Genomic DNA, 24,623 nt, shown 5'->3' with positions numbered 1-24,623 from the left:
GGTTGTCATCAGGCGGCCGGGCCGCCACCCGCCAGCAGCAGCAGGCTTTCCGCGTCCATGTCGTCGATGGCGTCGATGGCGTCGCCCGTGCCCGCCGCGCCCTCCGCCACCGCGGGACCCTGGCCGGCCGTCGCCTCTGTGTCGGAGTCCGCGAGACCGAGCAGCAGGTCGAGGAGTCCCGCCCGGCGGACGCGGTCGATCGGGATGGTGGTGAGCAGCTCGCGCAGCTCCCGCTCCTGCGGGTCCTCGGTGTCGTCGGCCGCGCCGCCGAGCTGCGGGAGCAGTTCGGCGCGGAGGAATCCGGCGACCGCTCCCGGCGTCGGGTGGTCGAAGACGAGGGCCGCCGGCAGGCGCAGGCCGGTCGCTCCGCCCAGCCGGTTGCGGAGGTCGATGGAGGTCAGCGAGTCGAAGCCGAGCTCCTTGAAGGCGCGCTCCGGGTCGATGCTCTCCGGGCCGCTGTGGCCCAGTACGCGGGCGACCTCGGTCCGGACCAGTGCGGTGAGCTCGCCGATCTGGGCCTCGGCGGGCAGTGCGGCCAGGCGCTGGGAGAGGGACTGCCCCTGCTCCCCGGCGCCGTTCGTCGCGCTGCGCCGGTTCGCGGCCGGTACGAGGGCCCGCAGGACGGGGTGCAGGGTGTCCGTCTGGCGGCCGAGGACCGCGGTGTCGAGCGGTGCCGGTACGAGGACCGCTCGACCGGTGCGGTTGCCGTGCTGCACGGCGGCGTCCAGGAGGGACAGACCGTGCTCGGCGGTGAGGGGCACGATGCCGGTGCGGCGCAGTCGGATCAGGTCCGCCTCGCTCAGCTCGCCGGCCATGCCACCGCCGCCCCACGCGCCCCACGCGAGGGAGAGCGCGGGCAGTCCCGCCGCCCGGCGCTGTGCGGCGAGGGCGTCGAGGTAGGCGTTGGCGGCGGCGTAGTTGGCCTGGCCCGCGCCCCCGAGCACGCCGGAGACGGAGGAGTACAGGACGAACGCCGACAGGTCGAGGCCGCGCGTCAGCTCGTCGAGGTTGCGGGCCGCGTCTGCCTTGGGACGCAGGACCCGGTCGAACCGCTCGGCGTCGAGGGACCCCACGACGCCGTCGTCGGTGACGCCCGCGGTGTGGACGACCGCCGTCAGCGGGTGCTCGTCCGGTACGCCGGCCAGCAGGGAGGCGAGAGCCTCGCGGTCAGCGGCGTCGCAGGCGGCGAAGGTCACCTCCGCGCCGAGGCCGGCCAGTTCGGCGGCCAGCTCCTGGGCGCCGGGCGCGGCGTGGCCGCGGCGGCTGGTCAGCAGCAGGTGCCGGACGTCGTACGTGGTCACCAGGTGGCGGGCGAGCAGGCCGCCGAGGGCACCGGTTCCGCCTGTGATGAGGACGGTGCCCTCGGGGCTGCCGAAGGCTCCGGCGGGGTTCTCGACGGCTTCGGTCCGGGTCCGGACCAGGCGCGGGGCGTGGGCGATGCCCGCGCGGATCGCGAGCTGGGGCTCGTCCGTGGCGACGGCGACACCGACGGCGGACGCGGCCGCTGCCGGGGTTCCGGGCGCGTCGGTGTCCACGAGCGTGAGGCGTCCCGGGTTCTCGCTCTGCGCCGACCGGAGCAGACCCCAGACGGCGGCGGCGGCCGGGTCGGCGGGCCGGGAACGGTCGTCGGTGGCGACCGCGCCGCCGGTCACGACGACGAGCCGGGAGCCGGCGAACCGCTCGTCGGCCAGCCAGCCCTGGATCAGCTCCAGCGCGCAGCGCGCGGCCGTGCGGACGTCTTCGGTCGCCTCCAGGGCGGCCACCACCACGGCGGGAACGGTGTCGAGGTCCGCCAGGTCCCGGGCGGAGCACAGCACCGGGGCCTCGACCGGATCGGCCGAGCGGGCGTCGGCGACCGGCAGCCAGTCCAGCTGGAAGAGCCCGTCCGGGCCGCCGACGGTGGCGGTGGCGCGGCGCAGCTCCTCGGGCCGTACGGACTGCCAGGTCAGGGCCTTGACGGAGGCGACGGGGGCGCCTTCCGCGTCGGCCGCCGCGAGGGTCAGGCCGTCGCCCTGTGGGGTGATGCGGACCCGGAGCGAGGTCGCGCCGGTGGCCTGGACGCTGATCCCGGACCAAGTGAGGGGAGTGATCGCCGCGTCGGCGTCGCCGCCCTGCGGGACGGCGGTCCCGGTGAGGACGGCGGCGTGCAGGGCCGCGTCGAGCAGGGCGGGGTGCAGGGCGAACTCCGCCGCCTCCGCGTGCTGCTCGTCGGCGAGGTCGACCTCGGCGTAGAGCTCGCCGGCCGCGGTCCATGCGCGGCGCAGGCCCTGGAAGGCGGGTCCGTAGCCGTGCCCGCGCGCGGCGAGCCGCCCGTAGGCCCCCTCCACGTCGACCTCCGTCGCGCCGGCCGGCGGCCAGGTGGTGACGGCCTCCGGAGAGGAGCCGCCGGTCGCGGAGAGGAGGCCTTCGGCGTGCCGGGTCCAGGGCTGGTCCTCGGCGTCGGGCCGGGAGAAGATCCCCAGCTCGCGGCGGCCGGAGGCGTCCGGGGCGGCGACGATCATCTGGAGCTGGACGCCACCCTGCTCGGGGAGGACCAGTGGCGCGGACAGGGAGAGCTGTTCGACGGTGCCGCAGCCGACTCCGTCACCGGCCTGGACGGCGAGCTCGGCGAAGGCCGCGCCGGACAGGGTCGCGGTGCCGAGCACCGTGTGGTCGGCGAGCCAGTCGTGGGCGGTGCGGGAGACCCGGCCGGTGAGGACCAGGCCCTCCCCGTCGGCGAGTTGGACGGCCGAGCGGAGCAGCGGGTGGCCGAAGGCGGGGGCCTGGGCCGCGCCGGGCTCGGTGATGAGCCAGTAGCGCTCGTGCTGGAAGGCGTACGTGGGCAGGTCGACGCGCCGGCCGCCCGAGCCTTCGTAGTACGAGGTCCAGTCGACCGGGACGCCGGCGACGAACAGCCGGCTGAGGGAGGCGATGAGCTGCTCGGGCTCCGGGCGGCCCTTGCGCAGGGCCGGCGAGGCCGTGAGGCCTTCGACCTCCGCGGCCATGGCGGACAGGACAGCGTCCGGGCCGAGTTCGAGGAGGGACTCGACACCGCGCGCCTCGATGGCGCTGACGGCGTCGGCGAAGCGGACGGGGCGGCGGACGTGGTCGACCCAGTAGTCGACCGAGGTCAGCTCATCCGCCGTCGCCGACTGGCCGGTGACCGTGGAGACGATCGGGATCTGCGGGGCGTTGAACGTGAGCCCGGCAACGACCTGGCGGAAGTCGTCCAGCATCGGGTCCATCAGCGGCGAGTGGAACGCGTGGCTGACCGTGAGCTGCTTGAACTTCACGCCCAGCGAACCGGCGATCTCCAGAACGTCGGCCTCAACACCCGCCAACACCACGGACGTCGGACCGTTGACCGCGGCTATGCCGACGGTCTCCTCGCGGCCGGCGAGGAGCGGGAGAACCTGCTCCTCCGACGCCTGGACCGCGACCATCGCACCGCCCGCGGGCAGCGCCTGCATCAGACGACCACGCGCCGACACCAAAGCCGCAGCATCCTCCAGCGACAGCACACCAGAGACGTGCGCGGCGGCGACCTCACCGATCGAGTGACCGGCCAGAACCTCCGGCTTCACACCCCACGACTCGACCAGCCGGTAAAGAGCGACCTCAAGGGCGAACAGAGCCGGCTGCGTGTTGCCCGTCTCGTCCAGACCCTCACCCGAGAAGACCACCTCACGGAGCGAGCCATCCAGGTGCGACAGGACCTCGTCGAACGCGGCCGCGAAAGCCGGGAACGCCTCGTACAGCTCACGGCCCATCCCGGCCCGCTGAGCACCCTGACCCGTGAACAACACACCGAGCCGACCCGAACCCGCCAGACCCTCGACGACCTCGCCGCCCACGAGGACCGCCCGGTGGTCGAACACCGCGCGTCCGGCGGCCAGCGACCAGCCGATGTCCAACGGACGGGCGTCGGAGCCCGCCGCGAACTCCCGCAGCCGCTCGACCTGCCCCTTCAGCGCACCTGCCGTACGGCCGCTCACCACGAACGGGACCACAGCCGGGGCAACCCCCTCGGCAACAGCCTCCTCGACCACCGGAGCCTGCTCCAGCACCACGTGCGCGTTCGTGCCGCTCACGCCGAACGAGGACACCGCCGAGCGACGCGGACGGCCGGTCTCGGGCCACGCCCGCGCTTCGGCCAGCAGTTCCACCTGACCCGCCGACCAGTCGACCTCCGGCGAGGCCTCCCCCGCGTGCAGGGACTTCGGGAGGACACCGTGGCGCATGGCCTCGACCATCTTGATGACGCCGCCGACGCCGGCCGCGGCCTGCGTGTGCCCGATGTTCGACTTCAGCGAGCCGAGCCACAGCGGCTCCTGGTCGTGCCGCCGGCGGCCGTAGGTGGCCAGCAGCGCGTCCGCCTCGATCGGGTCGCCCAGCCGGGTGCCCGTGCCGTGCGCCTCGACCACGTCCACGTCGGCGGGCGTCAGGCGGGCGTTCTCCAGGGCCTGGCGGATGACGCGGCGCTGCGAGGGCCCGTTGGGGGCCGTCAGGCCGTTCGAGGCGCCGTCCTGGTTGACCGCCGTACCGCGTACGACCGCCAGCACCTGGTGCCCGTTGCGCTGCGCGTCGGAGAGGCGCTCGATCAGCAGCATGCCGACGCCCTCGCCCCAGCCGACGCCGTCCGCGTCCGCCGAGAAGGACTTCGAGCGGCCGTCGGCGGCGAGACCGCGCTGGCGGCTGAACTCCACGAAGGTGCTGGGGGTGTGCATGACGGCCACACCGCCGGCGAGGGCCATCGAGCACTCCCGGTTGCGCAGGGCCTGTCCGGCGAGGTGCAGGGCGACCAGCGAGGAGGAGCAGGCCGTGTCGACCGTGACCGTCGGGCCGGTCAGGCCGAAGGAGTAGGCGAGGCGGCCGGAGATGACGCTGCCGGCGTTGCCCGTCATCAGGATGCCTTCGAGGTCCTGCGGGATGTCGCGGACCGGCGGGGCGTAGTCGTAGTACATGACTCCGGCGTAGACGCCGATGTCCGTGCCGCGGACCGACGCCGGGTCGATGCCGGCCTGCTCGAACGTCTCCCAGGTGGTTTCGAGCAGCAGCCGCTGCTGCGGGTCCATGCCGAGTGCTTCGCGCGGGGAGATCCCGAAGAAGCCCGCGTCGAACTTGTCGGCATCGTGCAGGAAGCCGCCCTCGCGGGTGTAGCTCTTGCCGATGCGGTCGGGGTCCGGGTCGTACAGGTCCTCGTCCCAGCCTCGGCCGGTGGGGAAGGTGCTGATGGCGTCCGTGCCGTCGGCGACGAGCCGCCACAGGTCCGCGGGCGAGCTCACGCCGCCCGGGTAGCGGCAGGCCATGCCGACGATGGCGAGGGGTTCTTCGCCTCGGGTCTCCAGTTCCTGGACCCGCTGGCGGGCCCGCCGGAGGTCGGCGGTGACCTTCTTCAGGTAGTCGACTACTTTTTCCTGCTGGTTCTTTTCGGTCTGCACCGTGTCACTTCCTGCCGTGAGGGCGGATGAATCGAAGGTTCCGAATGTTCCGTGACCTCACGCGAGGTCGAATTCTTCGTCGATCAGGTCGAGCAGCTCGTCCACGGACGCGCCGTGAATGTCGTCCTCGGAGAACGCGCCGGTCCTGGGGCCGGCACCCGAGGATTCGCGGAGGCGGAGCAGGAGCTTCTCCAGTCGCTCCGCGGCGGCCTCGTACTCGGTGGCGTCGCCCGTGGCGACCGACATGCTGGCCTCCAGACGGTCGATCTCCTCGGCGAGCGAGCCCACCGGGGCGGCCCCGGCGACCGGGATCTCCTCGAGGAGGTAGCCGGCGACGGCCGACGGCGTCGGGTAGTCGAAGACGAGCGTGGCGGGCAGTCGAAGGCCGCTGACGGCGCCCAGCCGGTTGCGGAGTTCGACGGCCGACAGGGAGTCGAAGCCGAGCTCGTTGAAGGCGCGGGTCTGGTCGACCGCCTCGTGACCGGAGTGTCCGAGGACGGCCGCGACCTCGGCCCGTACGAGGTCCACCAGCGCCTGCTCGCGTTCGGCGCCGGTGAGGGCGCCGAGCCGCTGGGCGAGCGGGGCCGGTCCCTCCGTACCCGCGGCGCCCGGGGCCGCTGCGACGGCCCGGCGCGGTGCCACCCGTACGAGACCGCGCAGCAGCGGCGGCAGGTTCTCGCCGAGGGCCCGCAGGGCGGCGGTGTCGAAGCGGACCGGGGCCAGCAGGTTGCGGTCCTCCGCGACGGCCGTGTCGAACAGTGCCATGCCTTCGGCCTCGGACATGGGGGTCACCCCGCCCTTGGCGACGCGCTTGCGGTCGGCCTCGTCGAGGTGGCCGATCATCCCGTGGTCCCACAGGCCCCAGGCGAGTGAGGTGGCGGGCAGCCCTGCCGAACGGCGTCGCTGGGCGAGCGCGTTGAGGAAGGCGTTGCCGGCCGCGTAGTTGGCCTGTCCGGGCGGGCCGAGGATGCCCGAGACGGAGGAGTAGAGGATGAAGGCGCTCAGGTCCAGGTCGGCCGTCAGCTCGTGGAGGTTCCACGCTGCGTCGATCTTGGGCTGGAGGACCGCGTCCAGCTGGTCGGCCGTCATCGACACGACGATGCTGTCGTCCAGGACACCGGCGGTGTGCACCACCGCGGTCAGCGGGTGCTCGGCCGGCACTGCGGCCAGCAGCTCCGCCACCGCGGCCCGGTCGACCACATCGCAGGCCGCGAAGGTGACGTGCGCGCCGAGGCCGGTCAGTTCGGCCTTGAGCTCGTCCGCGCCGGGCGCCTGTGCGCCGCGCCGGCTCACCAGCAGCAGGTGCCGGACGCCCTGCTCGGCCACCAGGTGGCGGGCGAGCAGTACGCCGAGTCCGCCGGTGGCGCCCGTGACGAGCACCGTGCCCTCGGAGTCCCAGGGGGCGGGCTGCGTGGCGGGGGCGATCTCCACCTTGGCGAGCCGCGGGGCGCGGGCCTCCCCGTCGCGGATCACGAGCTCGCGCTCGCCGGTCGCGAGGGCGGCCGGGATGAGCCGGCGGGACCCGTCGGTGCCGTCCAGGTCGATCTGGGCGAACCGGTCGGGGTTCTCGGTGTTCGCCGAGCGGAACAGCCCCCAGGCACCAGAGAGTTCGAGGGACTCCAGGCCCGTCGCGGCGTCGGCGGCGACGGCGTCGCTGGTGACCAGGACCAGCCGGGAGGACTCGAAACGTCGGTCCGCGATCCACGCCTGGGCCAGTTCCAGCGCCCGGTGGGTGGTGGAACGGGCGATCCCGCCGAGGTCGGCGGCGTCGATGCCGTCCGCCGCTGCGGACAGCGGGAGGAGGACGACGGCGGGGGCCTGCTCCCCCGCGTCCACGGCGGCCCGCAGGGCGGGCAGGTCGGCGTAACCGCGCAGGGCACCGGCGGGGTCCACGCCCGCGCCGAGGCCCAGGGTGTCGGTGCCGAGCACCGCCCAGGCGGTCAGGTCGGTCTCCGTGGCGGCGGCTCCGGCGGGGGCCTTCCACTCGACCTGGAACAGCGACTCGTGGTGCGTGACACCGGCGCTGCGCAGCATGTCGGCGGAGACCTCGCGGGAGAGCAGCGCCCCGACCGTGGCGACGGGCGTGCCCACCGGGTCGGTGATCGCGAGGGACACCTCGTCCAGCCCGGTCTCCGCGGTCGTACGGGTCAGCCGCACCCGCAGCGCGGTGGCGCCCGTGGTGTGGACGGCGACGCCTGACCAGGAGAACGGCAGGCCGGGCTTCCCGTCGGCGTCCGCGACGCCCGGAAGCAGGACGTGCAGTGAGGCGTCGAGGAGGGCGGGGTGCAGGGTGAACCGGCCGGCGTCCTCGCGCTGCGCGTCCGGCAGCGCGATCTCGGCGAACAGTTCGCCGTCGGAGGACCGCCAGGCGCGGCCCAGGCCCTGGAAGGCGGGCCCGTAGCCGTAGCCCTGGTCGACCAGCCGGCCGTACACGTCGGCCAGGTCGATCTCCTGCGCGCCGGCGGGCGGCCAGGCGGCGGAGAGGGGGGCGGTGGGCACGGAAACCGTGCCGGCGGCGAGGATGCCGTTGGCGTGCTGGGTCCAGGGCTGGTCCTCGCCGTCGGGCCGGGAGAAGATGCCCAGCTCGCGGCGGCCGGAAGCGTCCTCCCCGGCCACGGTGATCTGCAGCTGTACGCCGCCGCGCTCGGGCAGCACCAGCGGTGCGGCGAGGGTGAGTTCCTCCACGGCGTCACAGCCGACCTGGTCGCCGGCACGGACGGCCAGCTCCACGAAGGCGGTGCCGGGGAGCAGGACGGTCCCGAAGACCGCGTGGTCGGCCAGCCACGGGTGCGACTGGAGCGACAGCCGGCCGATGAGCACCGCACCTTCGCCGTGGGCGAGTTCGACGGCGGCCCCGAGCAGCGGGTGCCCGGCCTCGTCGAGCCCGGCGGAGGTGACGTCACCCGTGGCGGCCGGGGGGAGCAGCCAGTAGGAGTCGTGGTGGAAGGCGTAGGTCGGGAGGTCGACGTGCCGGGCGCCGGAGCCCGCGTAGTACGAGGTCCAGTCGACCGGGACGCCCCTGGTGAACAGCCCGCCGAGGGAGGCCACGAGCTGCTCCGGCTCCGGCCGGCCCTTGCGGAGAGCCGGAACCGTGGTGACCGACTCCGTGACGTTGGCCGCCATGGCGGTCAGGACCGCGTCGGGGCCGAGTTCGAGCAGGGACTCGACGCCCTGGGCCTCGATGGCGCTGACGGCATCGGCGAAGCGGACGGGGCGGCGGACGTGGTCGACCCAGTAGTCCACGGAGGTCAGTTCCTCCGCCGTGGCCGCCTGACCGGTGACCGTGGAGACGACCGGGATCTGCGGAGCGTTGAAGGTCAGCCCGGCAACGACCTCGCGGAAGTCGTCCAGCATCGGGTCCATCAGCGGCGAGTGGAACGCATGACTGACCGTGAGCTGCTTGAACTTCACGCCCAGCGAACCGGCGATCTCCAGGACCTCGGCCTCAACACCCGCCAAGACCACGGATGTCGGACCGTTGACCGCGGCGATACCGACGGTCTCCTCACGGCCGGCGAGGAGGGGAAGGACCTGTGCCTCCGACGCCTGGACCGCCACCATCGCACCGCCCGCGGGCAGCGCCTGCATCAGACGACCACGCGCCGACACCAGAGCCGCAGCATCCTCAAGAGACAGCACACCGGAGACGTGCGCGGCGGCGACCTCACCGATCGAGTGACCGGCCAGAACCTCCGGTTTCACACCCCACGACTCGACCAGCCGGTAGAGAGCAACCTCAAGGGCAAAGAGAGCCGGCTGGGTGTTGCCCGTCTCATCCAAACCCTCACCCGAGAAGACCACATCCCGCAGCCCACCATCCAGGTGCGCGAGGACCTCGTCAAAGGCGGTGGCGAACGCCGGGAACGCCTCGTACAACTCACGGCCCATACCGGCCCGCTGAGCACCCTGACCCGTGAACACGACACCGAGCCGACCCGAACCCGCCACACCCTCGACGACCTCGCCGCCGACCATCACGGCCCGGTGCTCGAACAGCGAACGCGAGGCGACCAACGAGGAGCCGATGTCCACCGGATGGGCATCCGAACCCGCCACGAACTCCCGCAGCCGCTCCACCTGCCCCTTCAGCGCACCGGCCGTACGGCCGCTCACCACGAACGGGACCACAGCCGGAGCGGTGCCCTCGGCCACCGGCTCCTCGACCGCGGGAGCCTGTTCCAGCACCACGTGCGCGTTCGTCCCGCTGACGCCGAACGACGAGACCGCCGAGCGACGCGGACGGCCGGTCTCCGGCCACTCCCGGGCCTCCGTGACGAGCTCCACCTCGCCCGCGGACCAGTCGATCATCGGGGAGGGCTCGCCCACGTGCAGGGTCTTCGGCACCACACCGTGCTGCATGGCCAGGACCATCTTGATGATTCCGGCCGCACCGGCCGCGTGCTGCGTGTGACCGATGTTCGACTTCACGGAGCCCAGCAGCAGCGGCCGGCCCTCCGGGCGCTCCTGCCCGTAGGTCGCCAGCAGCGCCTCCGCCTCGATCGGGTCGCCCAGCCGGGTACCCGTACCGTGCGCCTCCACCACATCGACGTCCGCCGCCGAAAGACCGGCTCCGGCCAGGGCCTGACGGATGACCCGCTGCTGGGAGGGGCCGTTGGGGGCCATGAGGCCGTTGGACGCGCCGTCCTGGTTGACCGCCGTACCGCGGACGACGGCCAGCACCTGGTGCCCGTTGCGCCGCGCGTCCGACAGACGCTCGACCAGGAGCACGCCGACGCCCTCGGCCCAGCCGGTGCCGTCCGCACCGGCCGAGAAGGCCTTGCAACGGCCGTCGGGGGCCAGTCCGCGCTGGCGGCTGAACTCCACGAACAGCGTGGGGGTGGACATGAGGAGCGCGCCGCCCGCCAGCGCCAGGTCGCATTCGCCCGAGCGCAGGGCCTGCGCCGCGAGGTGCAGCGAGACCAAGGAGGAGGAGCAGGCGGTGTCCAGGGTGATCGCCGGGCCGGTCAGGCCCAGGTGGTAGGAGATGCGGCCGGAGGCGATGCTGTTGGCGCTGCCGGTCAGCAGCTGGCCCTCGAAGGAGGGGACCTGGGCGAGGAGGCTGCCGTGGTCCTGGCCGCTGACGCCGACGAACACGCCGGTCTGGCTGCCGCGCAGCGACACCGGGTCGATGCCGGCGCGCTCGATGCTCTCCCAGACGGTCTCCAGGAGCATCCGCTGCTGCGGGTCCATGCCCAGCGCCTCGCGCGGCGAGATGCCGAACAGGGCGGGGTCGAAGCGGTCGACGCCGTCGACGAAGCCGCCCTCGCGGGCGTAGCTCTTGCCCTTCGCCTCCGGGTCGGGGTCGTAGATGCCGTCGATGTCCCAGCCGCGGTCCGTCGGGAAGCCGCCGATGGCGTCGATCTCCTCCGTGACGACGCGCCACAGGTCCTCGGGCGAGGTGACGCCGCCGGGCAGTCGGCAGGCCATGCCGACGATGGCGATCGGGTCGTCGTCCACGGCCTTCGTCGCCCGCGGGGCGACCGCGGGAGTGGCCGCGGTGCCGGCGAGTTCGCCGTGCAGGAAGCGGGCGATGTCCGCCGGGGTCGGGTAGTCGAAGATCAGGGCCGCGGGGAGGCGCAGACCGGTCGCGCCGTTCAGCTCGTTGCGCAGTTCGACCGCCGTGAGGGAGTCGAAGCCGAGCTCCTTGAAAGCGCGGTCCTGGCCGATGGAGGCGTGGTCGCTGTGGCCGAGGACGGCTGCCACGTGGCCGCGTACGAAGTCCACGAGGACCCGCTCGCTCTCGGCTCCGGTGAGCCCGGCGAGCTGCTGGACCAGCGCGTTGGCGGCGGTGCCGTCGGTGCCCGCCGTGGCGGCCCTGCGCCGGGGGGCGACCCGTACGAGACCGCGCAGCAGCGCGGGCAGTCCGTCACCCAGGGACCGCAGGACGGACAGGTCCAAGCGGGTGGGCAGGGCCCAGGCGAGCCCGGAGCCTACGACCGTGTCGAAGAGCTCCATGCCGTCGGTCTCGGCCAGCGGCAGCATGCCGGCGCGGGCGATCCGGTCGACGTCGTTCTGCGACAGGCTGTCGGTGATGCCGCCGGTCTGTGCCCACAGGCCCCAGGCGAGGGCGGTCGCGGGGAGGCCGATGGCACGGCGGTGGCGGGCAAGCTCGTCCAGGAAGGCGTTGGCGGCCGAGTAGTTGGCCTGGCCGGGGCCGCCGAAGGTCGCGGCCGAGGAGGAGTAGAGGACGAAGGCCGTGAGGTCCAGGTCCTTGGTGAGCTCGTGGAGGTTCCACGCGGCGTCCACCTTGGGCCGGAGCACGCGGTCGAGCTGCTGGGCGGTCAGGGTCGCGGCGATGCCGTCGTCGAGCACGCCCGCCGTGTGGACGACGCCCTTCAGCGGCCGGTCCGCGGGGATGCCCGCGAATAGCGCGGCGAGCGCGTCGCGGTCCGCGACGTCGCAGGCGGCGAAGGTGACGTGCGCGCCGAGCCCGATCAGTTCGGTTTCCAGTTCGGCGACGCCCGGGGCCTGGGCGCCGCGCCGGCTGATGAGCAGGAGGTTCCGGACGCCGTGCTCGGTGACGAGGTGGCGGGAGAGCAGGGTGCCCAGGTCGCCGGTGGCGCCGGTGATCAGCACGGTGCCTTCGGGGCCGAAGGCGGGCCGCGCCGAGTCGTCGCCGACCGGGGCCGGGACGGCCAGGCGGGCGAGGCGCGGGGCGAACGCGGCGCCGTCGCGCAGGGCGAGCTCGGGCTCGCCGGTGGCGAGGGCGGCGGCGATCGTCTCGGCCAGGGAGTCCGCGTGGCCCGCCGGGTCGAGGTCGAGGAGGACGAAGCGGCCGGGGTTCTCGTTCTGGGCGGTCCGCAGGAGACCCCGTACGCCGGCCAGGGCCACATCGCCCGGCTGGTCGGAGTCGGGCGATACTGCGCCCTCGGTCAGCACGACGAGCCGGGAGTCCTCGTACCGCTCGTCGGCCAGCCACTTCTGTACGAGATCCAGGGCGCCCAGCGTCGCGGCGCGCAGGGCGGCCACCGGGTCGGACGGCTCGGGCCGGGTGAAGGGCGCGAGGAGGACGGCGGGGACCTCGGCCGTCTCGTCCTCGAACGTGGCCCATCCGAAGGGCTCGCCCAGTCCGGCGAGGCCCGGGAACCCGGCCCCGGCCTCGCCGAGCACCGACCACGTGTCGGTCGCCGGCACGGCCGCGGCAGTGGGCACACGGGTCCATTCGAGGTGGAAGAGGGCGTCGTTTCCGGTGTTACCGGCGTTGCGCAGCGCCTCGGCCGAGATGGCCCGGGACAGCAGGGACTCGACGGTGACGACGGGGGCGCCCGTACCGTCCGAGGCGACCAGCCGCAGCGTGTCCGCTCCGGTCAGGGTGAGCTGCACCCGCAGCACGGAGGCGCCGGCGCCGTGAACGGTGAGGCCGGACCAGGAGAACGGCAGGCCGCCCTGGCGGTCGTCGTCGACCACACCGCGCAGGAGCGGGTGGAGGGCGGCGTCGAGGAGCGCCGGGTGCAGGGCGAACCGGGCGGCGTCGGTGCGCTGCTCATCGGGCAGGGCGACCTCGGCGTAGATCTCGCCGTCGGGCGAGCGCCAGGCGCGGCGCAGTCCCCGGAAAGAGGGACCGTAGCCGTGCCCCTGCTCGGTGAGCCGCTCGTAGGCGCCCTCGACGTCGACCTCGGTCGCGCCGGCCGGCGGCCACACGAGCAGGCCTGCGGGGGCGGGTGCACCGCCGGCCACCAGGCTGCCGGTGGCGTGCTGGGTCCAGGGCTGGTCCTCGCCGTCGGGGCGGGAGTGGACGGCGATCGCGCGCCGGCCGGACGCGTCCGGTCCGCCGACGGTCAGCTGGAGCTGGATGCCGCCGCGCTCGGGGAGGATCAGCGGTGCGGCGAGGGTGAGTTCCTCGATGGTGTCGCAGCCGACGCGGTCGCCGGCCTGGGTGGCCAGCTCGACGAACGCGGTGCCGGGCAGCAGCACCGTGTCGAGGATGGCGTGGTCGGCGAGCCAGGGGTGGGTCTGGAGGGAGAGGCGTCCGGTGAGGATCAGGCCCTCGCCGTCGGCGAGTTCGACGGCGGCACCGAGCAGCGGGTGGCCCGCGGCGGTCAGACCGGCCGAGGAGACGTCGCCCGTGCCGGTGGTCGGCATGAGCCAGTAGCGCTCGTGCTGGAAGGCGTAGGTGGGCAGATCGACGCGCCGGCCGCCGGAGCCCGCGTAGTACGAGGCCCAGTCGACCGGGACACCCCTGGTGAACAGCCCGCCGAGGGCGGTGACCAGCTGCTCCGGCTCGGGACGACCCTTGCGCAGTGCGGGAACCGTGACGGCCGTCTCGGTGACCTCGGCGGCCATGGCGGACAGAACACCGTCCGGGCCGAGTTCGAGGAGCGACTCGACACCCTGCGCCTCGATGGCGCTGACGGCGTCGGCGAAGCGGACGGGGCGGCGGACGTGGTCGACCCAGTAGTCGACGGAGGTCAGTTCCTCCGCCGTCGCCGCCTGACCGGTGACCGTGGAGACGACCGGGATCTGCGGGGCGTTGAACGTCAGCCCGGCAACGACCTTGCGGAACTCCTCCAGCATCGGGTCCATCAGCGGCGAATGGAACGCATGACTCACGCTCAGCTGCTTGAACTTCACACCCAGCGAACCGGCGATCTCCAGAACGTCGGCCTCAACACCCGCCAACACCACGGACATCGGACCATTGACCGCGGCAATACCGACAGAAGCCTGACGGCCGGCGAGCAGCGGGAGAACCTGCTCCTCCGACGCCTGGACCGCGACCATCGCACCGCCCGCGGGCAGCGCCTGCATCAGACGACCACGCGCCGATACCAGAGCCGCAGCATCCTCCAGGGACAGGATCCCGGAGATGTGCGCGGCCGCGATCTCACCGATGGAGTGACCGGCCAGGACCTCCGGCTTCACACCCCACGACTCGACCAGACGGTAGAGAGCAACCTCAAGGGCGAACAGAGCCGGCTGCGTGTTGCCCGTCTCGTCCAGACCCTCACCCGAGAAGACCACCTCACGGAGCGAGCCATCCAGGTGAGACAGAACCTCGTCGAACGCGGCCGCGAAAGCCGGGAACGCCTCGTACAGCTCACGACCCATACCGGCCCGCTGAGCACCCTGACCCGTGAACAACACACCCACACGGCCAGAACCCGCCACACCCTCGACAACATCGTCACCGACCATCACGGCCCGGTGCTCGAACAGCGAACGCGAGGCGACCAACGAGGAGCCGATGTCCACCGGGCGAGCGTCCGTACCAGCCACGAACTCCCGCAGCCGCTCCACCTGCCCCTTCAGCGCACCGGCCGTACGGCCGCTCACCACGAACGGGACCACAGCCGGAGCGGTGCCCTCGGCAACAGCCTCCTCGACCACCGGAGCCTGCTCCAGCACCACGTGCGCGTTCGTCCCGCTGATCCCGAACGAGGACACCGCGGCCCTGCGCGGACGGCCCGTCTCCGGCCAGTCCCGCGCCTCGGTCAGCAGTTCCACCTCGCCCGCCGACCACTCGACCTCGGTCGAGGGTTCGCCCACGTGCAGGGTCTTCGGGAGGACGCCGTGGCGCATGGCCTCGACCATCTTGATGATGCCCGCGACACCGGCGGCCGCCTGCGTGTGCCCGATGTTCGACTTGACCGAACCCAGCAGCAGTGGCCGGCCGTCCTGGCGCTCCTGCCCGTAGGTCGCGAGCAGCGCCTCCGCCTCGATCGGGTCGCCCAGCCGGGTACCCGTACCGTGCGCCTCGACGACGTCGACGTCGGCCGGGGTCAGGCGGGCATTGATCAGCGCGTGGCGGATGACGCGGCGCTGCGAGGGGCCGTTCGGGGCGGTGAGGCCGTTGGACGCGCCGTCCTGGTTGATCGCCGAACCCCGTACGACCGCCAGCACCTTGTGGCCGTTGCGCTTGGCGTCGGAGAGGCGCTCGACGAGCAGCATGCCGACGCCCTCGCCCCAGCCGACGCCGTCCGCGTCCGCCGAGAAGGACTTCGAGCGGCCGTCGGCGGCGAGACCGCGCTGACGGCTGAACTCCACGAACGTGCCCGGCGTCGACATGACCGTCACGCCGCCCGCGAGGGCCATCTCGCACTCGCCCGCGCGCAGGGCCTGCGCCGCGAGGTGCAGGGCCACCAGCGAGGAGGAGCACGCCGTGTCGACGGTGACGGCCGGGCCGGTCAGGCCCAGGTTGTAGGCCACGCGGCCGGAGGCGACGCTGCCCGCGCTGCCGGTGAGGATGTGCCCCTCGTGGCCCTCGGGGATGTCCCGCAGCCGCAGGCCGTAGTCCCCGTACATGACACCGGTGAACACGCCGACGGCGGATTCCTTGACGGTGGTCGGGTCGATGCCGGCGCGCTCGAAGGTCTCCCAGGCGGTCTCCAGCAGCAGCCGCTGCTGGGCGTCGACGCCGAGGGCCTCGCGCGGGCTCATGCCGAAGAAGTCGGGGTCGAACTTGTCGGCGTCGTGCAGGAAGCCGCCCTCGCGGGTGTAGCTCTTGCCCTTCGCCTCGGGGTCGGCGTCGTACAGGTCCTCGGGCCAGCCGCGCCGGCTCGGGAACGGCGAGATCGCGTCGGTGCCGTCGGCGACCAGCCGCCACAGGTCCTCCGGCGACTCGACGTCACCGGGGTAGCGGCAGGCCATGCCCACGATGGCGATCGGTTCCTGGTTCTTCTCCTCGAGCTCCTGCAGACGGTTGCGCGTCTGGACCAGGTCGGCGGTCACCTTCTTGAAGACACCGAGGAGCTTTTCGTCGTTCGACATTTCTGCGTTCCCTACCATTCATTTCGACAAAGTTCGGAATTCGATTTCCTTCTGGCGCGTCAGTCGAAGGTGATTCCGAATTCCTTGCCGACGAATTCATACATTTCCTCGACGGAGGCCGATTCCAGGTCCTCGGCCACGTCGGTGCCCTCCGCCGCGGCCCCGTGGCCCCGGCTGCCGTCCCACGCGGACATCAGTGCGGCCAGCCGGACCCGGGTCTGGGCCGCCGCCATCTCGTCCAGTTCCAGGCTCGTCAGGGCTGCTTCCAGCGCCTCGATGCGCTCCAGCACCAGCCGTTCGGGCGACACCCCGGCATCGACGAGCTCCTCGCGCAGGTGCGTGGCGAGCGCCTGCGGGGTCGGGTAGTCGAAGATGAGGGTGGCGGGCAGGCGCAGTCCGGTCTCTCCGTTGAGGCGGTTGCGCAGGTCGACGGCGGTGAGGGAGTCGAAGCCGAGCTCCTTGAACGCCCGCTCCGGGTCGACCGTGTCCTGTCCCGCGTGGCCCAGTACGGTCGCGACCTGCGCGCACACCAACTCGCGCAGCACCGCGTCCTGTTCGGACTGCGGCAGCGCCGCCAGGCGCTGGGTGAGGCCCGATCCGCCGGCCCCGGTACCCGAGGCGGCACCGGCGGCGGCCCGCCGCGGGGCCTGGCGGACCAGGCCGCGCAGGATCGCGGGGAGCGCGTCGCCCTGGGCGCGCAGCGCCTTGGTGTCCAGGCGCATCGGGAGGACCCAGGCACGGTCTCGGCCGAGAGCGGTCCCGAAGAGCTCCAGGCCGTCGTCGGCGGTCAGCGGCAGCAGACCGGCGCGGATCATGCGCTGGAGGTCGGCCTCACCGAGGTGGCCGGTGATCCCGCTGGCCTCGGCCCACAGGCCCCAGGACAGTGAGGTCGCGGGCAGGCCCGCGGCGCGCCGGTACTCGGCGAGTGCGTCCAGGAACCCGTTCGCGGCCGCGTAGTTGCCCTGGCCCGGGGCGCCGAAGACCGCGGCGGCCGAGGAGAAGAGCACGAACGCCGACAGCGGCAGGTCCTCGGTCAGCTCGTGCAGGTGCCACGCGCCGTCGACCTTGGGGCGCAGTACGCCGTCCACCCGCTCGGGGGTGAGCGAGGCGATGACGCCGTCGTCGGCGACACCGGCCGTGTGGACCACCGCGGTCAGCGGGTGCTCCGCCGGGATCGAGGCGAGCAGCTGCGCGAGCGCTTCCCTGTCGGCGGCGTCGCACGCGGCGATCCGCACTTCGGCGCCGAGCGCGGACAGTTCGTCGCGCAGGGCGTCGGCTCCGTCGGCGGCCGGGCCCCGCCTGCTGGTGAGCAGCAGGCGGCGTGCTCCGTACGCGGTGACCAGCCGGCGGGCCAGCATGGCGCCGAGCACACCGGTGGCGCCGGTCACGAGCACCGTGCCCTCCGGGTCGAACGGCGACCGCTGCTCCGCGGCCTCGGGTTCGACGGCCATGCGCGCCAGCCGCGGCGCGTACAGCTCGCCGCCCCGGATCGCGAGCTGCGGCTCACCGGTGGCGGGGGCGGCGATCAGCGCCTGCCAGGTCGCCGGGCCGGGCTCGGACCGCTCGGCCAGGTCGAGGAGGACGATCCGGCCGGGGTTCTCCGTCTGCGCCGAGCGCAGGAGGCTCCACGCGGAGGTCACGGCGAGGTCCCCGCCTTCTGCTCCGCTCGCCACAACCAGCAGCGTGGACTGTTCCAGGCGCTCGTCCGAGAGCCATTCCTGGGCCAGGCGCAGGGCGCGGTAGGTGACCTCGCGCACCGCGTCCGGCACCGTGCCGGCCCCGGTGGCGGCCGCGAGCGGCAGCAGGGTCACCGGCGGGACCGGATCGCCCGCGTCCATCGCGCCCAGCAGGGCGGAGATGTCCTCGTACTTGCGCAGGCCCGGGAACGGGCCCTGGACCAGGCCGAGTTCGCCGCCGCCGAGCAGGGCCCAGCCCTCGGCGGGCGCGGTCGGCGCTCCGGCCACCTTGGTCCGCTCCACCTGGAAGAGGGCCTCGTGGTAGGTGGTCCGAGCACTGCCCAGTGCGTCCACGGAGACGGTCCGCCACAGCAGCGAGTCCGCTTCGGCGACGGGCTTGCCGGCGCCGTCCGCGATGAGCAGGGAAACGGTGTCGGTGCCGGTGGACACGAAGCGCACGCGCAGGTCGGCGGCCCCGGCGGCGTGCACGGTGACACCACCCCACGAGAACGGCAGCGCGGGCTCCGACGCGTCTTCCAGCGCCTTGAGCATCATGGCGTGGAGCGTGGCGTCGAGCAGCGCCGGGTGCAGGGTGAACAGCCCGGCGTCGGTCCGCTGCGTGTCGGGCAGTTCGACCTCGGCGTAGACCTCGTCGTCACGCCGCCAGGCGCGGCGCAGCCCCTGGAAGGCGGGGCCGTAGCCGTAGCCCTGGTCGGCGAGCCGCTCGTACGCGCCCTCGACATCGACCTCGGCGGCCCCGGCCGGCGGCCACTCCACCAGGTCGCCGGGGATCCGCGCGGCGGTCGGCGCGAGCACACCGGAGGCGTGCTGGATCCACGCCTCGGCGTCCCCGTCCTGTCCTTCGGGCCGGGCGTGCACGGCCAGGACCCGGCGACCGGAGTCGTCGGGCGCACCGACCGTGAGCTGCACCTGGATGCCGCCGCGCTCGGGCAGGATCAGCGGTGCGGCGAGGGTGAGTTCCTCGATGGTGCCGCAGCCGACGCGGTCGCCGGCCTGGGTGGCCATCTCCACGAAGGCGGTACCGGGCAGCAGGACCGTTTCCGCGACCGCGTGGTCGGCGAGCCAGCCGTGCGTCTGGAGGGAGAGGCGTCCGGTGAGGATCAGGCCCTCGCCGTCGGCGAGTTCGACGGCGGCACCGAGCAGCGGGTGGTCGGCGGAGGTGAGGCCGGCCGAGTTCACGTCGACGGTGTCGGCCACGGGCACGAGCCAGTACGACTCGCGCTGGAAGGCGTACGTCGGCAGGTCGACGCGCCGGCCGCCGGAGCCCGCGTAGTACGAGGTCCAGTCGACCGGAACGCCCCTGGTGAACAGCGCGCCGAGGGCGGTGACCAGCTGCTCCGGCTCGGGACGACCCTTGCGCAGTGCGGGAACCGTGACGGCCGTCTCGGTGCCTTCGGCGGCCATGGCGGACAGAACACCGTCCGGGCCGAGTTCGAGGAGCGACTCGACGCCTTGCGCCTCGATGGCGGTGACCGCGTCGGCGAAGCGGACGGGGCGGCGGACGTGGTCGACCCAGTAGTCGACGGAGGTCAGTTCCTCCGCCGTCGCCGGCCGGCCGGTGACCGTGGAAACGATCGGGATCTGCGGGGCGTTGAACGTCAGCCCGGCAACGACCTCGCGGAAGTCGTCCAGCATCGGGTCCATCAGCGGCGAATGGAACGCATGACTGACCGTGAGCTGCTTGAACTTCACACCCAGCGAACCGGCGATCTCCAGAACCTCGGCCTCAACACCCGCCAACACCACGGACATCGGACCGTTGACGGCTGCGATGCCGACGGAAGCCTCGCGGCCGGCGAGCAGCGGGAGAACCTGCTCCTCCGACGCCTGGACCGCCACCATCGCACCGCCCGCGGGCAGCGCCTGCATCAGCTGACCACGCGCCGACACCAAAGCCGCAGCATCCTCCAGCGACAGCACACCAGAGACGTGCGCGGCGGCGACCTCACCGATGGAGTGACCGGCCAGAACCTCCGGCTTCACACCCCACGACTCGACCAGACGGTAAAGAGCAACCTCAAGGGCGAACAGAGCCGGCTGCGTGTTGCCCGTCTCATCCAGACCCTCACCCGAGAAGACCACATCCCGCAGCCCACCATCCAGGTGCGCGAGAACCTCGTCGAACGCGACCGCGAACGCCGGGAAGGCCTCGTACAGCTCACGGCCCATACCGGCCCGCTGAGCACCCTGACCCGTGAACAACACACCGAGCCGACCCGACCCGGCGATACCCTCGACGACCTCGTCACCGACCACCACGGCCCGGTGATCGAACACCGAACGGTGCGTGGCCAGCGACCAGCCGATGTCGCTCGGCCGGGCGCCCGAGGCGGCGGCGAACTCCCGCAGCCGCTCGGTCTGCTCGCGCAGCGCGCCGGCCGTGCGGCCGGACACCGGCCACGGCGACACCGCCGGAGCCGTGCCCGCGGCCTCTGCCGGCTTCTCCGCGTCGGCGGCTTGTTCGAGAACAACGTGCGCGTTCGTGCCACTGGCGCCGAAGGAGGACACGGCTGCGCGGCGCGGGCGACCGGTCTCCGGCCAATCCCCGGCCTCGGTGAGCAACTCGACGCCGCCGGAAGCCCAGTCGATGAGCGGGGAGGGCTGGTCGGCATGGAGCGTCTTCGGCAGGACACCGTGCCGCATCGCCTCGACCATCTTGATGACACCGCCGACACCCGCCGCGGCCTGGGCGTGGCCGATGTTGGACTTCAGGGAGCCCAGCCACAGCGGCTGCTCGGCCGAGTGCTCCTGGCCGTAGGTCGCGAGCAGCGCCTCGGCCTCGATCGGGTCGCCCAGACGGGTACCCGTACCGTGCGCCTCCACCACGTCCACGTCCGCCGCCGTCAGGCGGGCGTTGGCGAGGGCCTGGCGGATGACCCGCTGCTGGGAGGGGCCGTTGGGGGCGGTCAGGCCGTTGGACGCGCCGTCCTGGTTGACGGCCGTACCGCGGACGACGGCGAGCACGTTGTGGCCCTTGCGCTGCGCGTCCGACAGCCGCTCGACGAGCAGCATGCCGACGCCCTCGGCCCAGCCGGTACCGTCCGCACCGGCCGAGAAGGCCTTGCAACGGCCGTCGGCGGCCAGGCCACGCTGGCGGCTGAATTCGATGAACGTGCCCGGGGTGGACATGACGGTCACGCCGCCGACGAGGGCCATCTCGCACTCGCCCGCGCGCAGGGCCTGCGCCGCGAGGTGCAGGGCGACCAGCGAGGAGGAACAGGCCGTGTCGATCGTCATGGCCGGGCCTTCGAGGCCGAAGGCGTACGAGATGCGGCCCGCGACGACACTGGCCGCGTTGCCGGTCATCAGGTAGCCGTCGACCCCTTCGGGGGCTCGGGTCATCATCGTGGCGTAGTCCGCGCCGTTGCCTCCGGCGAAGACGCCCGTCTGGCTGCCGCGCACCGAGTCGGGGTCGATGCCCGCCCGCTCGAACGCCTCCCAGGCGGTCTCCAACAGCAGCCGCTGCTGGGGGTCCATGCCCAGGGCCTCGCGCGGGGAGATCCCGAAGAAGCCGGCGTCGAACTGGTCGGCGTTGTAGAGGAAGCCGCCTTCACGGGTGTAGCTCTTGCCCGAGCGGTCGGGGTCCGGGTCGTACAGGTCCTCGTCCCAACCACGTCCGGCGGGCAGCGGGCCGATGGCGTCGACGCCGTCGGACACCAGCCGCCACAGCTCCTCGGGCGAGCTCACGCCGCCCGGGTAGCGGCAGGCCATGCCGACGATGGCGATCGGCTCGTCGCTCGCGCGGCCGGCGGTGAAGGTCCGTACGGTGCCGTCGGAGCCGAGCAATTCGTCCCGGAGGTAGGTGACGACCGCCTGCGGGGTGGGGTGGTCGAAGCTGACCGTGGCCGGAATCCGCAGGCCGGTCACCGCGTTCAGCCGGTCGCGCAGATCCACGGCGGTCATGGAGGTCAAGCCGAGCTCGGTGAAGTTCTGCTGTGCGCCCACGGAGCCGGGATCGGCGTAGCCGAGGACCACGGCGAGCTGCTCGCGCACGAGCTGTAGCAGGAGCTCGTTCTGTTCGGCGTCGCCGAGGGCGGTGAGCTCCTCGATCAGCTCGGCCGCTCCGCCGCCCAGGCGGGGGGTCCGGTGCTCGACCACGACGGGGGCGGAGTACTGGGTCGCGTCACCGGCGGCGGGCACCAGCCAGTAGTGCTCGTGCTGGAAGGCGTAGGTGGGCAGGTCGACGCGCCGGCCGCCCGAGCCTTCGTAGTACGAGGTCCAGTCGACCGGGACGCCCTGGGTGAACAGCCGGCCGAGGGCGGTGACGAGCTGCTCGGCCTCGGGACGGCCCTTGCGCAGGGCCGGGACCGCCGGGATCTCGACGACTTCGGCGGCCAGGGCGGACAGGACACCGTCCGGGCCGAGTTCGAGCAGGGACTCAACGCCCTGGGCCTCGATGGCGGCGATCGCGGCGGCGAAGCGGACCGGGCGGCGGACGTGGTCGACCCAGTAGTCGACCGAGGTCAGCTCATCCGCCGTCGCCGACTGGCCGGTGACCGTGGAGACGATCGGGATCTGCGGGGCGTTGAAGGTCAGCCCGGCAACGACCTGGCGGAAGTCGTCCAGCATCGGGTCCATCAGCGGCGAGTGGAACGCGTGGCTGACGGCCAGCTGCTTGAACTTCACGCCCAGCGAACCGGCGATCTCCAGGACCTCGGCCTCAACACCAGCCAACACCACGGACGTCGGACCATTGACCGCGGCGATACCGACGGAAGCCTCGCGGCTGGCAAGCAGCGGAAGGACCTGCTCCTCCGACGCCTGGACCGCGACCATCGCTCCACCGGCGGGCAGCGCCTGCATCAGACGACCACGCGCCGACACCAGAGCCGCAGCGTCCTCCAGCGACAGCACACCGGAGATGTGCGCGGCGGCGATCTCACCGATGGAGTGACCGGCCAGGACCTCCGGCTTCACACCCCACGACTCGACCAAGCGGTAGAGGGCGACCTCAAGGGCGAACAGAGCCGGCTGCGTGTTGCCCGTCTCATCCAGACCCTCACCCGAGAAGACCACCTCACGGAGCGAGCCATCCAGGTGGGACAGAACCTCGTCGAACGCGGCCGCGAACGAAGGGAAGGCCTCGTACAGCTCACGGCCCATACCGGCCCGCTGAGCACCCTGACCCGTGAACAACACACCCACACGGCCCGACCCGGCCACACCCTCGACAACATCGTCACCGACGACGACAGCCCGGTGATCGAACAGGGACCGCGAGGCCACCAGCGAGGAGCCGATGTCCACCGGACGGGCATCCGAACCCGTCACGAACTCCCGCAGCCGCTCCACCTGCGCGCCCAGCGCACCGGCCGTACGGCCGCTCACCACGAACGGGACCACAGCCGGGGCAACCCCCTCGGCAACAGCCTCCTCATCCGCCGGAGCCTGTTCCAGCACCACGTGGGCGTTGGTGCCGCTCACGCCGAAGGAGGACACCGCGGCGCGCCGCGGGCGGCCCGTCTCGGGCCAGTCCCGCGTCTCGCTCGCCAGCTCGACCGCTCCGGCCGACCAGTCGACCATGGGCGTCGGCTCGTCGGCGTGGAGGGTCTTGGGCACCACACCGTGCCGCATGGCCAGGACCATCTTGATGATTCCGGCCGCGCCCGCCGCGTGCTGCGTGTGACCGATGTTCGACTTCACGGAGCCCAGCAGCAGCGGCCGGCCCTCCGGGCGCGTCTTGCCGTAGGCGGTGAGCAGTGCCTCCGCCTCGATGGGGTCGCCCAGGCGGGTGCCCGTGCCGTGCGCCTCGACCACGTCCACGTCGGCCGGGGTCAGGCGGGCGTTTGCCAGGGCGTCGCGGATGACGCGCTGCTGGGCTCGGCCGTTGGGGGCGGTCAGGCCGTTGGACGCGCCGTCCTGGTTGACCGCCGTACCGCGGATGACGGCCAGCACCTTGTGGCCCTTGCGCTGCGCGTCCGACAGACGCTCGACGAGCAGCATGCCGACGCCCTCGCCCCAGCCGGTGCCGTCCGCATCGGCCGAGAAGGACTTGCAGCGGCCGTCGGCCGAGAGGCCCCGTTGGCGGCTGAACTCCACGAAGGTGCCGGGCGTCGCCATGATCATGATGCCGCCGGCCAGTGCCATGTCGCACTCCCCCGCACGCAGCGCCCGCGCCGCGAGGTGCAGGGCGACGAGCGAGGAGGAGCAGGCCGTGTCGAGGGTGACCGCCGGGCCCGTCAGGCCGAGGTGGTAGGCGACGCGGCCGGACATGATGCTGGAGGTGCTCCCGGTGAGGACCAGCCCCTCCACGCTGGGCGGGGCGTCCTGCATGCGCGGGCCGTAGTCCTGGCCGGTGGCGCCGACGTAGACGCCGGTGCTGCTGCCGCGCAGGGAGGCCGGTGCGATCCCGGCCTGCTCGACGGTCTCCCAGGCGACCTCCAGCAGCAGGCGCTGCTGGGGGTCCATGGCGAGGGCCTCACGCGGCGAGATCTCGAAGAAGCCGGCGTCGAACAGCCCGGCGTCGTGGAGGAACCCGCCTTCCCTGGTGTAGCTGTGGCCGGAGGCCTCCGGGTCGGCGTCGTAGAGGTCCTCGGGCCAGCCGCGGCCTTCGGGGAAGGGGCCGACCGCGTCGGTCTCCGCCGCCACGAGGCGCCACAGGTCTTCGGACGAGCCGACTCCGCCGGGGAAGCGGCAGCCCATGCCGACGATCGCGATCGGCTCGTGCTCCTTGTCCTCGGCCTCGCGGAGCTTGCGGTGCGCGGTCTGGGCGTCGTTGATGGCTCGCTTGAGGTAATCGCGGAGTTTCTGTTCCTCAGCCACGCGGGTTCAGCCTCTCGGGAAGTCGCAGGGTCGTGCC

Annotated in this window: 2 protein-coding genes and 1 pseudogene; all 3 read right to left on the bottom strand. The window is 72.9% G+C overall.

Annotation, left to right across the window (positions count from 1 at the left end; translation table 11 throughout):
* Window positions 1-8 precede the first annotated feature (8 nt).
* Window positions 9-5,366, bottom strand: a pseudogene (locus ACIQ5Y_RS32850) (type I polyketide synthase); the annotation flags it as partial.
* A 111-nt stretch (window positions 5,367-5,477) separates the two neighbouring features.
* Entirely contained in the window at window positions 5,478-16,088 is a 10,611-nt protein-coding gene (locus tag ACIQ5Y_RS32845) for a type I polyketide synthase (protein ID WP_403888829.1), read from the bottom strand.
* A 98-nt stretch (window positions 16,089-16,186) separates the two neighbouring features.
* Window positions 16,187-24,586, bottom strand: a complete 8,400-nt coding sequence (locus tag ACIQ5Y_RS32840; RefSeq protein WP_403888799.1) for a type I polyketide synthase — start codon at window positions 24,584-24,586, stop codon at window positions 16,187-16,189.
* Between the last annotated feature and the right edge of the window lie 37 nt (window positions 24,587-24,623).

Origin of the sequence: Streptomyces sp. NPDC096339, from assembly GCF_044762985.1 — a bacterium.
Taxonomy (GTDB): Bacteria; Actinomycetota; Actinomycetes; order Streptomycetales; family Streptomycetaceae; genus Streptomyces.
The sequence above is the reverse complement of the archived record's forward strand: the minus strand, read 5'-3'. Positions and strand labels throughout refer to the sequence as shown.